General features: G+C 53.0%; 12 protein-coding genes. 7 read left to right on the forward strand and 5 right to left on the reverse strand.

Annotated features, from left to right (window positions below):
• Positions 1-202 precede the first annotated feature (202 nt).
• From thrA to GNT65_RS05180, 4 genes are all read left to right on the forward strand, one after another.
• Complete coding sequence (gene thrA, locus GNT65_RS05165; protein ID WP_160794065.1) at positions 203-2,671, forward strand: bifunctional aspartate kinase/homoserine dehydrogenase I; 2,469 nt, start codon at positions 203-205, stop codon at positions 2,669-2,671.
• Positions 2,668-3,618 (forward strand): homoserine kinase, encoded by a 951-nt coding sequence (gene thrB, locus GNT65_RS05170; protein ID WP_160794067.1) that lies wholly within the window; start codon positions 2,668-2,670, stop codon positions 3,616-3,618. The genes thrA and thrB overlap by 4 nt, the downstream gene beginning before the upstream one ends.
• Before the next feature lie 13 nt (positions 3,619-3,631).
• Positions 3,632-4,915, forward strand: a complete 1,284-nt coding sequence (gene thrC, locus GNT65_RS05175; RefSeq protein WP_160794069.1) for a threonine synthase — start codon at positions 3,632-3,634, stop codon at positions 4,913-4,915.
• Positions 4,916-5,246: 331 nt separating this feature from the next.
• Positions 5,247-5,543 carry a hypothetical protein gene (locus GNT65_RS05180; protein WP_160794273.1) on the forward strand — a complete coding sequence of 99 codons (297 nt, stop codon included), beginning with the start codon at positions 5,247-5,249 and terminating at the stop codon, positions 5,541-5,543.
• Here GNT65_RS05180 and nfo read toward each other — a convergent pair.
• On the reverse strand, positions 5,540-6,391 hold the full coding sequence (gene nfo / locus GNT65_RS05185) for a deoxyribonuclease IV (RefSeq protein WP_160794071.1): 852 nt from the start codon (positions 6,389-6,391) through the stop codon (positions 5,540-5,542). The two genes, GNT65_RS05180 and nfo, sit on opposite strands and share 4 nt — an antisense overlap.
• A 132-nt stretch (positions 6,392-6,523) precedes the next feature.
• On the opposite strand from nfo, the gene GNT65_RS05190 reads away from it, so the two are divergent.
• The 3 genes from GNT65_RS05190 to GNT65_RS05200 all read left to right on the forward strand — a co-directional run bounded on the left by GNT65_RS05190 (position 6,524) and on the right by GNT65_RS05200 (position 10,308).
• Positions 6,524-8,548, forward strand: a complete 2,025-nt coding sequence (locus GNT65_RS05190; protein WP_338091759.1) for a hybrid sensor histidine kinase/response regulator — start codon at positions 6,524-6,526, stop codon at positions 8,546-8,548.
• Positions 8,545-9,639, forward strand: a complete 1,095-nt coding sequence (locus GNT65_RS05195; protein WP_160794075.1) for a response regulator — start codon at positions 8,545-8,547, stop codon at positions 9,637-9,639. The genes GNT65_RS05190 and GNT65_RS05195 overlap by 4 nt, the downstream gene beginning before the upstream one ends.
• Before the next feature lie 126 nt (positions 9,640-9,765).
• Positions 9,766-10,308 (forward strand): hemerythrin domain-containing protein, encoded by a 543-nt coding sequence (locus tag GNT65_RS05200; RefSeq protein ID WP_160794077.1) that lies wholly within the window; start codon positions 9,766-9,768, stop codon positions 10,306-10,308.
• A gap of 59 nt (positions 10,309-10,367) precedes the next feature.
• On the opposite strand, the gene GNT65_RS05205 is transcribed toward GNT65_RS05200, so the two are convergent.
• The 4 genes from GNT65_RS05205 to GNT65_RS05220 form a co-directional block, all read right to left on the reverse strand.
• Positions 10,368-10,559 (reverse strand): DUF3545 family protein, encoded by a 192-nt coding sequence (locus GNT65_RS05205; protein WP_160794079.1) that lies wholly within the window; start codon positions 10,557-10,559, stop codon positions 10,368-10,370.
• Positions 10,560-10,789: 230 nt separating this feature from the next.
• Positions 10,790-12,427: a glucose-6-phosphate isomerase gene (gene pgi, locus GNT65_RS05210; protein ID WP_160794081.1), complete on the reverse strand. Its 1,638-nt coding sequence runs from the start codon at positions 12,425-12,427 to the stop codon at positions 10,790-10,792.
• A 14-nt stretch (positions 12,428-12,441) separates the two neighbouring features.
• A complete protein-coding gene (gene tal / locus GNT65_RS05215) occupies positions 12,442-13,398 on the reverse strand; it encodes a transaldolase (RefSeq protein WP_160794083.1) in 957 nt (318 codons plus the stop codon).
• 274 nt (positions 13,399-13,672) lie between these two features.
• Positions 13,673-14,782, reverse strand: a complete 1,110-nt coding sequence (locus GNT65_RS05220) for an OmpA family protein (protein WP_160794085.1) — start codon at positions 14,780-14,782, stop codon at positions 13,673-13,675.
• Between the last annotated feature and the right edge of the window lie 182 nt (positions 14,783-14,964).

A 14,964-nucleotide genomic window follows, 5' to 3' on the forward strand; every position in this document is an offset into this window, starting at 1 on the left:
CAACAAAAATGTTTTGATACGACGACAAGAATTTAAATGTTTAGCCTTAACCTAGTAGTAACCACCATTATTACAACCACCACGATTACCAGCGTGGGGGCAGGCTAAGCATACTCGAAAGAAATGATTTGAAATGACTAAGCCCGCTCCCCACCAAGGAGCGGGTTTTTTTGTTTCTGGGGCGCGGTACTAAGGAGAGAAGATGAAGGTAATGAAGTTCGGTGGTACCTCGCTGGCCAACTGGCAGAGGTTTAATAGTGCGGCGCAAATAGTCTTGGCTTCGGCCCAGGAGCAGCCGACGGCTGTGGTATTAAGCGCCCCGGCAACCGTGACCAACGGCTTGCTGGAGATGGTCGACCTGGCAGTGGCCGGAGATGATTTCTCTCCCGTATTGAGTCAGGTGCATGAGGTCTTTAAGACCCTCTATGCTCAGGCCGCTAGCGAGGTCTTGGGTTGTGAGCAGTCTACCGGTCTCGAAGCAGTTCTGGCCGCGCAGCTCAAGCACTGGCAAGACAAGCTACAAGGTGTGGTGTTATTGGGAGAATGTCCCGACTCCGTCCGCGCCGAGATAGTGGTTGGTGGCGAGCGTCTCTCGGCGGCGCTGATGGAGCAGTTGATGTTGGCGTCTGGCGTGTCGGCCAATCAACTGGTGCCGCAACAGCTATTTGTGGCCCATGGGCCTGTACTGGAATCGGTTGTCGATATCGAGTTGAGTAAGCAGCGTTTCGCCCAGCTTTCCCTCGATGCCCATCAGGTGTGGGTAATGCCTGGCTTTACGGCGGGTGACAAGGATGGCCGTGTGGTGACCCTTGGCCGTAACGGCTCAGATTATTCCGCGGCCGTGCTGTCGGCTTGTATCGACGCCAGCTGCTGCGAGATCTGGACAGATGTCGATGGCGTCTATAACACAGACCCTCGTGTCGTCGTCGATGCCAAGCTGCTGACTCAGCTGAGCTATCAGGAGGCGATGGAGCTGTCTTATTTCGGCGCCAAGGTGCTACATCCTAAGACTATTGCCCCTATCGCCCAGTATCATATCCCTTGTTATATACGAAACAGCTTCAATCCTCAGGCTCCCGGCACCTTAGTGTCCAATCAGGTGGATGAGACAGGCCTGAATGTTAAGGCTATCTCCAATCTCGATGACCAGACAATGTTCGATATCGCCGGTCCCGGCATGAAGGGCATGGTGGGTATGGCGAGTCGCACCCTGGGTGCCATCTCCCGCTCTGGTGTGTCAGTCTCCCTCATCACGCAAAGCTCTTCGGAATACAGCATCAGTTTCTGTGTGGCGACTCAAGATGCCGAGCGGGTACGGCTGGCGCTGGAACAGGAGTTTGAGCTGGAGCTGAAGAGCGAGATCCTCGAGCAGATAACCATGCGCCACAGCCTGGCTATCGTCTCCTTGATCGGTGACGGTATGCGCACCCACAAGGGGGTCGCCGGTAAGTTCTTCCAGGCCTTGGCCCAGGCCAATGTCAATATAGTGGCCATCGCTCAGGGCTCCTCCGAGCGCTCCATCTCGGCCGTCATCGAGTTGCCTAAGACCAAGCATGCCATCGCCGCCTGTCATCAGAGCTTCTTTGATGTGCAGCATTATCTGGATGTTTTCCTGGTGGGCTGCGGTAATGTGGGTGCCGGCCTGCTTGAGCAGATCAAGCAGCAGACTGAGATGTTGAAGGCTCAGCATATTACGGTGCGCGTCTGCGGCGTGGCCAACTCTCGCCAGATGCTGCTCGATGCCAAGGGAATAGATCTTAATCATTGGCAGGGACTGCTTGCCGACAGCCAACAGGCCTGCGACTTGGACAAGATGCTGGTCTGGGCCAAAGATCAGCAGCTACTTAACCCTGTGCTGGTGGATTGTACCTCTAACGAAGCGGTATCTGATCAATATGTTGCGGTAATGAACGCCGGCCTGCATGTGGTTACTCCAAACAAGAAGGCCAATACTCGCGACTATGACTACTACCGTGCCCTGAGACAGACGGCGCTGCATCAGCGTCGCCAGTTCCTCTATGAAACCACGGTTGGCGCCGGACTGCCGGTTATCGACAATCTGAAGAAGTTGTTGTTTGCCGGTGATAAGCTGCAGAAATTCAATGGCATTCTCTCGGGATCACTCTCCTACATCTTCGGTATGCTCGATGAGGGGATGAGTCTGTCGGAAGCGACATGTATCGCCCGTGAAAAATGTTTTACCGAGCCCGATCCCAGAGACGATCTGAGCGGCATGGACGTGGCAAGAAAGGTGCTGATCCTTGCTCGCGAGGTCGGCATGCAGATAGAGCTTAGCGATATCCAAGTGGAGTCTGTGCTGCCGAGTCATTTCGACGCCTCTGGCGATGTCGAGACCTTTATGGCGAACCTGAGTGCATTAGATGGCGAACTCGCTCAGCGCGTAAATAGTGCCAAGGCGGCGGGTAAGGTGCTGCGTTATGTGGGACAGATAGACGAGCTGGGCTGCCGGGTGAAGATTGCCGAGGTGGATGCCAAGGATCCTCTATACAGTGTCAAGGGGGGCGAGAACGCACTGGCCTTCTATAGTCGCTACTACCAGCCGATCCCATTCGTGCTGCGCGGTTATGGCGCGGGCACCGAGGTGACGGCGGCGGGCGTCTTCGCCGACCTGCTGAGAACCCTCAACTGGACACGGGAGATGGGCGTATGAGTTTAACGGTTTATGCGCCGGCCTCCATGGGCAATGTCGGGGTAGGCTTCGATCTGCTGGGCGCCGCCTTGGCGCCTGTGGATGGCAGTCTGCTCGGCGATCGCGTCGCCATTGAATCTGCGCCCCATGGCGTCTCGCTCAGTTTGGCCGGTCATTGGGCCGACAAACTACCGGCGGCCAGCGAAGAGAATATCGTCTACCAATGCGCGACCTTCTTTCTCGAGCAGCTTGGTAGCCGCGCCGGTGTTGCCATGATCTTAGAGAAGAATCTACCAGTGGGGAGTGGCCTTGGCTCCAGTGCCAGCTCTGTGGTCGCTGCCCTGTACGCCCTGAACGAGCATTTCGACAGGCCCTATGATAGTGGCGCCTTGCTAAGGCTGATGGGGGAGTTTGAGGGCAAGATCAGCGGCTCGGTCCACTATGACAATGTGGCGCCCTGTTACCTGGGCGGCATGCAGCTGATGCTGGATACCCCTAGCGCCGTGTGTCAGGACCTGCCCGTATTTAAAGACTGGTATTGGGTTGTGGCCTATCCGGGGATCTCCCTGTCGACAGCCAAGATGCGGGCACTGCTGCCGGCTCAGTATGATAAGTCTGTGGCGATTGATTTTGGCCGTTACCTGAGCGCATTCGTACATGCCAGTTACCGCCAGGATGCCAAGCTGGCCATCGAGGTATTAAAAGATGTGCTGGCCGAACCTTACCGTGCCTCAGAAATTCCCGGTTATGAGCAGGCGCGCGCGGCCTTAGACGAGCTCGGTATGGCCACGACGGGGATATCTGGCAGTGGCCCCACGCTATTCTCCGTGACCGACAACCTGGAGACGGCTAACAAGGCCAAGGCCTGGCTGGATGCGAACTATGTAACTTCCGGTGCAGGGTTTTCCCATATATGTCAAATCGATATGCTCGGCACGCGCCGTGTAGACGCAGAAATTTTAGATTAATAGGCGGATCAAGATGGAACTCTATAACTTAAAACACCCCTCACAGAAGGTTAGTTTTACTCAGGCGGTTAAGTTGGGCCTGGGGAAAGACCGTGGCCTGTTTTTCCCTGTCTCTATCCCAAGGCTAGATAATATCGATGCGCTGCTGGCGATGGACTTCGTCGAGCGCTCTAAGGCGATATTGGGTGCCTGGTTGGCCGATGAGTTGGGGCAGGAGCAGGTGGATTCTCTGGTAGAGCGGGCCTTTAATTTTGAGCTGCCGCTGACCAAGGCCGATGACAGACGTTTTTGTCTGGAGCTATTCCATGGCCCGACCCTGGCATTTAAAGATTTTGGCGCCCGCTTCATGGCCCAGTGCCTCAACAGTCTGGCCCAGGAAGATAAGCTCACCATTCTGACCGCCACCTCGGGTGACACGGGCGCCGCCGTGGCCGATGCCTTCTATGGGCTGGATAAGGTGCAGGTGGTGGTACTCTATCCAAAAGGCAAGATCAGCCTGTTACAGGAGAAGATGTTTACCACCCTGGGCGATAATATTCATACCGTGGCGGTGGAGAGTGATTTCGATGCCTGCCAGGATATGGTCAAGGCCGCCTTCGAAGACAGTGATGTGCGTGACGGCCTGCATCTTAACTCGGCCAACTCTATCAACATCAGCCGCTTGCTGGCGCAGGTCTGCTACTACTTCGAGGCGGTGGCCCAGTTTAAGCGCGCTAACCAAGGCGATCCTGTTATCGCCGTGCCAAGCGGTAACTTCGGTAACCTGACGGCAGGCCTATTTGCCAAGGCGATGGGGCTGCCGGTGAAGCGTTTCGTGGCGGCCACCAACAGTAACGACACCGTGCCGCGCTATCTGGCCGATGGTCAGTGGTCGCCTAAGGCGACGGTCGCGACCCTCTCTAATGCCATGGATGTGGCCGAGCCGAGCAATTGGCCCAGAGTCGAGACCATCATGGAGGCGATGAACTGGCCGCTGAGCGAGCTGGTGGGCGTCGGCCTATCCGAACAGGATACGGTGGAGGCGCTGGATGAACTCTATCGTGGCGGTTATCTGTCTGAGCCTCACGCGGCGATTGCGGCTAAGGCGCTGTCGTTAACCATGTCCGCCGATGAGCAGGGGATTTTCCTCGGTACGGCCCATCCGGCCAAGTTTAAAGAGGTGGTGGAGCAGGCGCTGGCTATCGAACTCGAGCTGCCGTCTGAGCTGCAAGCGGTGAAAGACAAGCCAATTTTGTCGGCTGAACTACCCGCGGATTTTGCCCGCCTCAAGGCCCACCTGTTTGAGACCTTAGCTTAGTCTCTGTCTGGTTATTCATGCTTATCAGCCAAGGCGATGATGCCTTGGCTTTTTTATGCCCGCAGAGATCTGCTTTATCTTTTAGCGCTGCTTTTTATTTCAACACAGTTGTTTCAATTTAGTTGTTTAAAAGCAGGGGCTACTAACTTTAGCGCCGTTTCTTATTAGCATTACCAGCAAGGCGCTTGCATAGAATCGCGTCAATTACCTAGGTTGCCAAATGTATCAATAGGCTTGAATCCGGCGTGATGGTTATCACAACCAAGCTCTGCTAAATAACTTATCTTAAGCCCCTTTTTCTTTAGCCGTTATTTGATAGGGCCGTGACGTGTTGCAACTCAGAGTGATTTTTATTGGCCTCAGTCTTCTTACCGCCTGTGCCGCCGACGAGCCACAGCTCTATTCACGAATCAATGAGGCCTATGATTTTGAGGTGACCCATTGTGATAGCTTCGCCATGGTGACGGGTATAGGCAGAGGGGAGGCGCCGCTGAGGGCGGCGCAGCAAGATGCCAAGCAGCAAGGCGAGGCCCTGCAGGGCACTCATATCGTCTGGTTGCAGGAAGATCACTTCGATGCGGATAACCGTGTCAGGGTGATTGCCGTGGTCTACAAGTGCCTGCTTTAGCGTGTCTGGCTACGCAGCCAGTTGATCTCTTGGGGCCAGATCTCAGGCTCTATCGTCTCTAATATGAGTGGGATCTGCCTGGTTGCCGGATGTTTCATGATATAGCTGAAGGCATCCATCCCTATATAACCGGCGCCGAGGGAATGATGGCGGTCGACCCGGCTGTTGAGCTGTGTCTTGCTGTCGTTGAGGTGCATAGCCTTAAGGTAATGGTTACCCACTATGGCATCAAATTGAGCAAAACTCGCTTCACAAGCTTCAAGGGTGGTTAAATCGTAGCCGGCGGCAAACATGTGGCAGGTGTCGATACAGACACCGACCCGGCTCTTATCTTCTACCTTGTCGATGATCTGCGCCAGCTGCTCAAAGCAATGGCCCAGGTTTGATCCCTGACCCGCGGTGTTTTCTATGATGGCACTGACCCCTTGAGTCTTGTCCAGTGCCAGGTTGATCGACTCGCTGATGCGGGCTAGGCACTCGTCTATGCTTATCTTGTTGAGATGACTGCCGGGATGAAAGTTGAGCAGAGTTAACCCCATCTGCTCACAGCGCTGCATCTCGTCGAGAAAGGCCTCTCGAGAGCGTTCTAGCTGCGCCTGATCGGGGTGGCCGAGATTAATCAGGTAGCTGTCGTGGGGCAGAATCGCATCGGGGGGAATATTGGCCTGCTCACAGTTGGCCTTGAAGGCTTCAATCTGCGAAGGGCAGAGCGGCGCCCCCTGCCAGCGTCTCTGATTTTTGGTGAACAGGGCAAAGGCATTGGCACCAATTTTCTGCGCGTTCAGCGGCGCATTGGCGATACCGCCGGCGGCGCTGACATGGGCACCGACCCAATGAGTCTCTAACATTCTTCCTCACTAATTTCCAACAAGTTTATAAATTATCTCGGTATTTTGAGCGATTTTCCTAGGCTGGACTATGCTCAATGAAAGGCTAAAAGCCTTATATCATCAATTCTCAATAGTGGAATGGACTCTAGCGTGTTTAAGGATCTCTCTCAATCTGAATTTATGGAGTTTGGCCCGGCGTTGATCGCCCAGCTGGGCAAGTTGCAGGGACAGTTTATTCGTGGCGACGACGTGCTCTTGCCTTTGTGTCGTGTCCTGGCCGACAGCAGCGGCGCAGAATCTGTGATGATCTTGTCTCATCGTCTGCTGGCCTGTGATGAGATGCCGGCCGATGTTACCTGCTGGTGCCGTGACTCGATGCGTTATATCACCCTGTGGCGGCAGGTGAAGGATTGGCCTATGCTAGATGGCCAGCGGGGCGCACACCTGTGGCAACGTTTCGTCGTTTGGCCCATAGAGGGGCAGGATGTCAACATCTTCTTCTATCGTCCAAGCAAGGGCTGGCTGTCGTTTCTCACTTCCTATCAGCCTTTTATCGCCGACAGTGTCAGCGGTATGTTGCAGCAGCAGTGTCAGGATTGGCAGCAGAGCCGTAACGCCCAGATCATCAAGTCTATCGACACCCAGATGTACCAGTCTATCGTCAGTAACAGTGAGGATATGATAGTGGTCGCCTCGCGGGAGAAGGGGATGGCGCCGGTGATCATGTACGCCAATGCGGCTGCAACCGCCATCAGCCAATACCCGCGCAGCCAGCTCATCGGTAAGTCGATCGAGCTCTTTTTCGGCGATCAGGATGAGCAGGCGCAGGAGCTGCTGGAGGCGATCGAGCTGCGTCTGGAATTTACCGGTGAGCTGGTCTGCTCTACCGCCACCGGGGAGAAGGTGATCCTGCATACCCATCTAATTGCCCTAAACGAGCAGTATGAAGATGGCAGCTTGTTTACCCTGGTGGGGAGGGACATTACTGAGCAGAAGCTGATGCAAAATACCATGGCCCGCACCCAGAAGATGCAGGCTATGGGGCAGTTGGTGGGTGGTGTGGCCCACGATTTCAACAATATCTTAGGTGTGCTAAAGGGCAACCTGGAGTTGATGGAGCTTAAGGGCAAGGATGATTCCATCGCCCGCTATCTGGCGACGGCGCTCAAGGCCTGTCAGCGGGGAACCGACCTGACTAGGCGCCTGTTGCAGTTTTCCCGTCAGGAGCAATTTAGCGCCCAGTCGTTGCAGGTCAATGAGGTGCTGCAGAGCCTGGAGGAGCTGCTGGAGAAGTCGTTGACCACCCAGGTGAGCCTCAACATTCAGCCGCAGCCATCGATGCGGGATATCTGCGTCGATCGTGGTGACCTCGAGGATGCCCTGATCAACCTGGTGCTGAACGCCAAGGATGCCATGCATGGGGAAGGGCAGATCACCATAGCGACCGGTGAGCAGTATCTCTCGGGTTATCTTCCCGGGGTGGGCAATACCGTCAGCACGGATAACCGGGATTATGTGTGGGTGTCGGTGAGCGATCAGGGCGGAGGGATCCCAGACAAGTTGCTGGATAAGATCTTCGAGCCCTTCTTTACCACCAAAGATAAGAGCAAGGGCACAGGGCTGGGCCTCTCTATGGTGTATGGCTTCGTCAAGCGTTCCAACGGCTACATGAGCATCATGCACACGGGCGCCGAAGGCACTGAGATCCGCCTGTGGTTTCCGGCCATCAAGCCAGTCGAGCGGCAGATTGAGCGCCAGCGAAGCCCTATGGCCTATCCAAGGGTCGCGCGCCCCATCAAGGTGCTTATCGTCGACGATGAGCCGGATCTGCTGGAGGTGCTTTGCGATTACTGCCAGATGATGGGGATGGAGGTACTGGCCTATACGGATCCTTTGCTGGTCAGGGAGCAGTTCAGGGGGGGCATAGATAGCATAGACCTCATCATCTCAGATCTCTTGATGCCGGGCGGCATTAACGGTTACGAGTTGGTGACCGATCTGAGCGTACATCGAACGATTCCTGTGCTGTTGATCTCTGGCTATGTTGGTGATGTGGGCATCAGTAGTCGGGAAGATCTCCCTTTTCAGGTATTGCAGAAACCCTTCGATATCCATGCCTTCGTGCACGGACTCGAGGAGGTTGGCGTTGAGTTTTTACAAGGAGGGTTGCGATGAACAACATGGAAATATGGGTGGTCGATGACGATAGGGATTACTGCGAGCTGATTGTCGAGATGTTGCAAGACGAGTTTAAGGTAAGCCCCTTCTATGGTGCGACTGAGTTTCGATCGGCCCTGCGGGAGATGACTCCTGACCTGCTGCTGATGGACATCAATCTGCCCGATACCGATGGCATCACCCTCTGTCGAGAGTTGCAGGAAACAAACCAGGAGATAGCCGTACTCTTTGTCTCTGGGATGAATACTCTGGAGGAGCGGCTCAAGGCCTATGAGGTGAATGCAGTCGATTTCATCGCCAAGCCCTTCGAACTCAAAGAATTGCTGGCTAAGGTCCATAGCGTCGCCCATTATGTGATGAAGCAGCGGGAGCTGATCCAGGCGGAGTCAGTCTCCCGCAACATGGCCTTTCAGTCGATGACCGAGTCGTCTCAATATGGCTGTGTGCTGCAGTTTTTCCGTCAATGTTTTCTCTGCAACGATCATCAGACCCTGGCCGATGCCTTCTTCGAGCTGATGCAGCAGCTCAATCTTAATACTTGCCTGGAGATACGTGGGGAAAGCGTGGAGTATTTTGCCCCTAGTCACGCCGCGATCAGTCCAATCGAAGCGAATATTCTCGAGCTGCTGGACAAACATGGTCGCCTGTATGACTTTGGTTGCCGCACCATATGTAACGACAAGCATGTCTCCTTCTTGATCAAGAACATGCCGATAAACGACGAGATTCTCTACGGTAGGTTGAGAGACATTATCGCCGTAGTGGTCGAAGGACTGGAGGCTAGGGTGTTGGATATTAGTCGTCAACAGACGCTGACACAGGTGTTTGTCGACATAGAGACTCTGATAGGAGACATCAACCTAGCGACCCGAGAACATGATGAAAAATTCAGTGCGGCCCTCATTAATATGACCACTGAGATACGGGGCAGCTTCCATGTTTTGGATATGACCATAGAGCAGGAAGATTATTTCACGGCGCTCATCGAGCGTAACTTAAAGGAGGTGAAATCTGCCTCGCAGGCCTTTATTCGTCTACAGTCGGCCCTGGCTAAGGTGATGGATGTCTTGGGGGGAAGCGTATCTTAAGTGACTATTTTATGTTCATTTTTCTTGATCTGAGTCACGTCATCATGACGGGTTACATATTAGTGTGAGTAAAAGTTCAACAATTTACTATAGTAACTAGAGGCGTCTAGAAGGTTGGAGGTGACGATGTTAGCGAGACTTCATAATGACCATAAACATATCGCGATACTGTTAAATATTCTCAAAAATAAGCAGCAGAAGTTGCAAAATGGCGAGGCCGTCAACTTTAATCTGATCCGAGATATCGTCGAATATATGCAGAGCTATGCCGAGCATAGCCATCACCCGGTCGAGGATCTGATCAACGAATTTTATATTCAGACCCATCCACAGGAGGCCCTAGAAAAGCAGTTGGGCGAAGAGCATCACAGCCTGATCGAGAGTTCTACCAACCTGATGTCTACCCTAAACCTTATCCTAAGTGATGTTCCTGTACAGAATGAAACCTTGAGCCAAGCCCTAAAAGAGTATGTAGAGGCGCAGCGCAATCACATGATGTATGAAGAGGCTAAGCTGTTCCCTATCTGGCAGGCCGGTATGACAGAGGCTCAGTGGCAGGAGGTGGCTGACAGGTGCAAAGAGAGGCTGATCAGCGATCCCTTGTTCAGCGATGACGACAACCTACTCTTCGAGGAGTTAAAAGAATATCTGGTTAAGGCCGAAGAGTGACAACTAGCGACTCATAAACAATAAAAATAGCGCCTTAGGCGCTATTTTTATTGTTGTTTTTACATCAGAAGGTTATCTAAGTCGTATTCGAAACTGCTGTCGATATCCTGAAGCTCTTTAATCAAACGCTGTTTCTCTTTGATAGCCTCTATCTCGCGCCATTTTCGCTTCTTGCTGGAGCTTCGCGAACGACTGTTGGGTCTTTCAATGACGGTATCATCTAGCGCACTACCATAATCTAAGCGATTCATGGCAACCTCCTGTTGTTGTATTTTTTCTCAACAATTAAATATCACACTTCCAATTTATGGTGCAAGAAAAATGTTTCAATAATGTTAAGTCTGGGTGAATCATTTATGGCGCAGGAGGTGATTTTTTGCCCCTAGTATGGGCTAAAGATGGGGCTTGCTGGTGGATGTTGCTGCAAATAATAAAAAAGCCAGTGAAAACTGGCTTTTTTATGGATTAACGCTTGGTGGGCTTAGATATGGCCGCGTCTAAAGTGATTGATGAGGGCATTGCTGGAGGCATCCAGCGCCTTAGCCTCTTCATCGCTCTGCAGACGTGCGAGCACATCATTACCTAGGGTCTTACCCAACTCGACGCCCCACTGGTCGAAGGAGTTGATGTCCCAAAGTGCGCCTTGAACGAAGGTTCTATGCTCGTACAGGGCGATCAGGGCACCGAGTGTTTCCGGTGTCAGCTTGTCCATCAACAGTGTGTTGCTTGGCTTGTTGCCATCCATCACCTTGTGCTTAGCGATCAGCGTCTTCGCTTCCTGGCTTAGCGAGCTGCCGTCGAGTTCGGCGAGAGCCTCTTCGAAGGTTCTGCCTTGCATCAGGGCCTGGGTCTGGCCAAAACAGTTAGAGGCCAGCTGTACATGATGTTCGCCGAGCGGGTTATGGCTCTGCAGTGGCAGAATAAAGTCGGCCGGTATCAGTGCCGTGCCTTGGTGCAGCAACTGATGATAGGCGTGTTGGCCATTGGTGCCTTCGCCGCCCCAGATCACCGGGCCGGTTGTATGCTCGACCCTGTCGCCATCGAGGGTGACAGACTTACCATTACTCTCCATATCCAGCTGTTGGAAGTAGGCTGGTAGTCCTCTGAGGTAGTGATCATAGGTCAATACCACGTGAGACTGCGCCTGATAGAAGTTGCCATAGAGCAGGGAAAACAGCCCCATGATCACCGGCATATTCTGCTCGAGAGGCGCCTCGACAAAATGTTTGTCCATCGACTTGGCACCGGCCAATAGCTGGTAGAAGTTGTCCATGCCGATTAACAGGGCGATAGGCAGACCGATCGCCGACCAGAGTGAATAGCGGCCGCCCACCCAATCCCACATAGGGAAGATATTGTCCGCATCCATGCCAAACTCAGTCGCCTTGGCCACGTTTGAGGTCACGGCCACAAAGTGCTTGGCGATATCCGCTTGGGTGCCGCCATTTTCCAGGAACCAGGCCTTGGCACTCAGGGTGTTAGTCAGTGTCTCTTGAGTGCCGAAAGACTTAGACGACATCACGAATAGTGTGGTCTCGGGATCGACCAGGCGTAGCTTCTCACACAGCGAGGTGGCATCGACGTTGGCGACGAAGTGACACTTGAGCGCCGGGTTCCAGTATGGGCGCAGGGCCTGGGTGACTATCTTAGGTCCGAGGAAGGAGCCACCGATACCTATGCTGACGATATCCGTGATCGCCTTACCCGTGTAGCCCTTCCACTCGCCGGAGGTGACATCCTCGACAAACTTGGCCATCTTGGCCTGGGTCTGTTTTACCTCTGGGACTATGTTGTGGCCATCGACCAGGATGACTTCGTCTGCCTCGGCCCTGAGGGCGGTATGCAGTACGGCGCGTTTTTCGGTGTTGTTGATGATCTCACCGTTAAACATGGCGCTGATCTTATCGCTTAGACTGGCAGATTTAGCCAGTTTAAATAGCTGCTCAAGCGTCTGCTCATCCGCCCGGTTTTTGGAGTAATCCAGAAGTAAACCACAGGCAGACAGCGACATCTTGTCGAAGCGCTGGGGGTCGGCATCAAATAGGGCGCGCATGTGCGGTAGCTGAGCCGTTTGAGCCTCAAGCTGTTTCCACGCGTCTTGCTGAGTAAGCTTAGTCATGACGTTGGTTACCTTTAGGCTTCGAGTTCTGCTTTTAGCATGTCTTCAAGTTTGCCCTGATCGATGGCAAAGTTACGGATACCTTCGGCAAGCTTCTCAACCGCCATAGGATCTTGGTTGAACTCCCAACGGAACTCGGCTTCGCTCAGCGCTGCGCCTGGCGCGACCACTTCGCTGGCTGCTTGCAGCTTTTGCACCACAGGGGTGTCACTGTTGGCCATCTCTTCTAGTAGCGCAGGGCCGATAGTCAGGCGGTCACAGCCCGCCAGCTCGATGATCTCGCCCGTGTTGCGGAAGCTGGCGCCCATCACAACCGTCTTGTAGCCGTGACGCTTGTAGTAGTTGTAGATGTTAGTGACAGAGATGACACCTGGATCCTCTTCGGCGCTGTACTCCAGGCCTGTGTCTTTCTTATACCAGTCGAGAATACGACCAACGAAAGGTGAGATCAGGAAAACGCCTGCTTCGGCACAGGCTCGGGCCTGAGCGAAACAGAACAGTAGCGTCAGGTTACAGTTGATGCCTTCTTTTTCCAGCTCTTTGGCGGCGCAGATCCCTTCCCAGGTTGAGGCCAACTTGATCAGGATACGAGACTTGTCGATGCCGGCCTCTTCATAAAGCTTGATCAGCTTATGGGCCTTCTCGATAGAGCCTGCCTTATCGAATGAGAGGCGAGCGTCTACCTCTGTCGAGATACGGCCCGGAACGATCTTAAGGATCTCTAAACCGATATTGACCGCCAGCTTGTCACCGGCATCTTCAATTTGCTGCGCCAGATCGTCACTCTGTGACTTGGCCCATTCGATGGCATTGGCAATCAGGTGCTTGTATTCAGGAATTTGAGCTGCTTTGAGGATAAGAGAGGGGTTAGTGGTAGCGTCTTGTGGTTGATAACGCTTGATGGCTTCGATGTCGCCGGTATCGGCAACTATGGTGGTGATAGATTTGAATTGCTCGAGTGTATTAGCCATGAAAATTACATCCTTCTTAAGAAGCAGCTTAAGTGTGTGGTTTACTAACGGCTATTAGACGCGATTTTGCCGATATTTCCAACCATGAATGAAAAAAAATTACAGAAAAGTTGCTAAATATCAGTAAAAGGCATTTTAACCGTCGCCGATTAGTGAGACTGACGTTTGTGCTAAACGGACTTAGAGTATAACCATTAAATTATGACAGGAAAAAAAATCGCTGCCTGGGCAGCGATTTTTTCGTGAGGTCGATCATTAAGTTAATCGTAATGACTTACTTTAAAATCGCTTCTTTACGCACGCCGGTCACGTGGGCTTCGATGCGACGGTTAGCCTTGTTGGCTTCGGCGCTTTTACCCTCGATCAGCGGCTGAGTGATACCGTAACCTTTAGCGCTGACGCGATCTTGGCTGATACCGTACTTGCTGACCAGTAGCTCGGCAACGGCGTTGGCACGACGCTCAGACAGCTTCATGTTGTAGTCTGGGTTACCTACATTAGAGGCGTGACCACCGATCAACACGGTTGCGCGTGGGTTTTTATTCATGTAGTTGGCCAGCTTCTCGATTTGACCATAAGACGCAGAGTTCACCACGGCTGAGTCGTTGGCAAAGCGAATTGAACCCAGTTCATGCTTCTCGGTGACTTCGCGGTAAAGCGTACAACCGCTGGCATCAACCTTGTGGTTGCTAGGCGTGTTGGCGCACTGGTCTTTGTCGTCAGTTACGCCGTCGTTGTCTGAATCTTTTGGCGCGGCAACGACAGGGGCTGCGACGGGAGCCGGAGTAGAGGCTGCGCGGCCGAAGCGGTAGCTTAGCTCAAGACCCCAGTAGTTGCTTTCCATGTTAAGTGTGTTCCACTTGTCTTCGTCGAGATTCTCATAACGACGATACTTGGCTTGCAGTTTAAGATTATCGGTAAAGTTGTAGCCGATACCCGCCCCGAAGTAGGGGGCAACGCCGCTGTCGCTGTAGTACTCGCTACCCCACTGTTTATTGTTTGATAGCAGGTAGTTCATTGCACCGGCTTCGGCAGACAGGCTCCAACGGTCGGCAATTGGCCAGAAACCGACGAGACCGAGTGTCATACCGCGAGCACCGACGTCGTTCATCTTGTTGGCATAGTCGACCCACTCGGCACGGCCAAGGTCGCGATAGCCTAGCTCGACACCGAAATAGTCGTTAAAGAGGTAACCACCAAATACATCCCAAGCATACGGATCGTCTTCACCACACTGTTTCATGGTCTTCTGATCGCAGTTAGGCTCGTAGTTATTTACGCCTAAACCGCCACCGACGTACCAAGGGGTGAGTTCTTGTGCCGCATTGGCTGCAAATGGAAGCATTGATGTAAGCAGAATAGCTTTCAATGTGTTGTTCATCATTTTCCAATTCCTTTGTTTTACTATCTTCCCCCATGCTGTTTTTATCCTGTAAAAACATGCCAGCACTTTGTGGGGGGACTCCTTTGGTATTATCGCTAGCCTCAGTATTATCTTACGTGAATATAGAAATTGCTATGTATGTCGGACTGTTTTTTTAGGATTAATGGTTAAATGGCAATAAA

Source organism: Shewanella insulae (assembly GCF_009831655.1).
Taxonomy (GTDB): Bacteria; Pseudomonadota; Gammaproteobacteria; order Enterobacterales; family Shewanellaceae; genus Shewanella; species Shewanella insulae.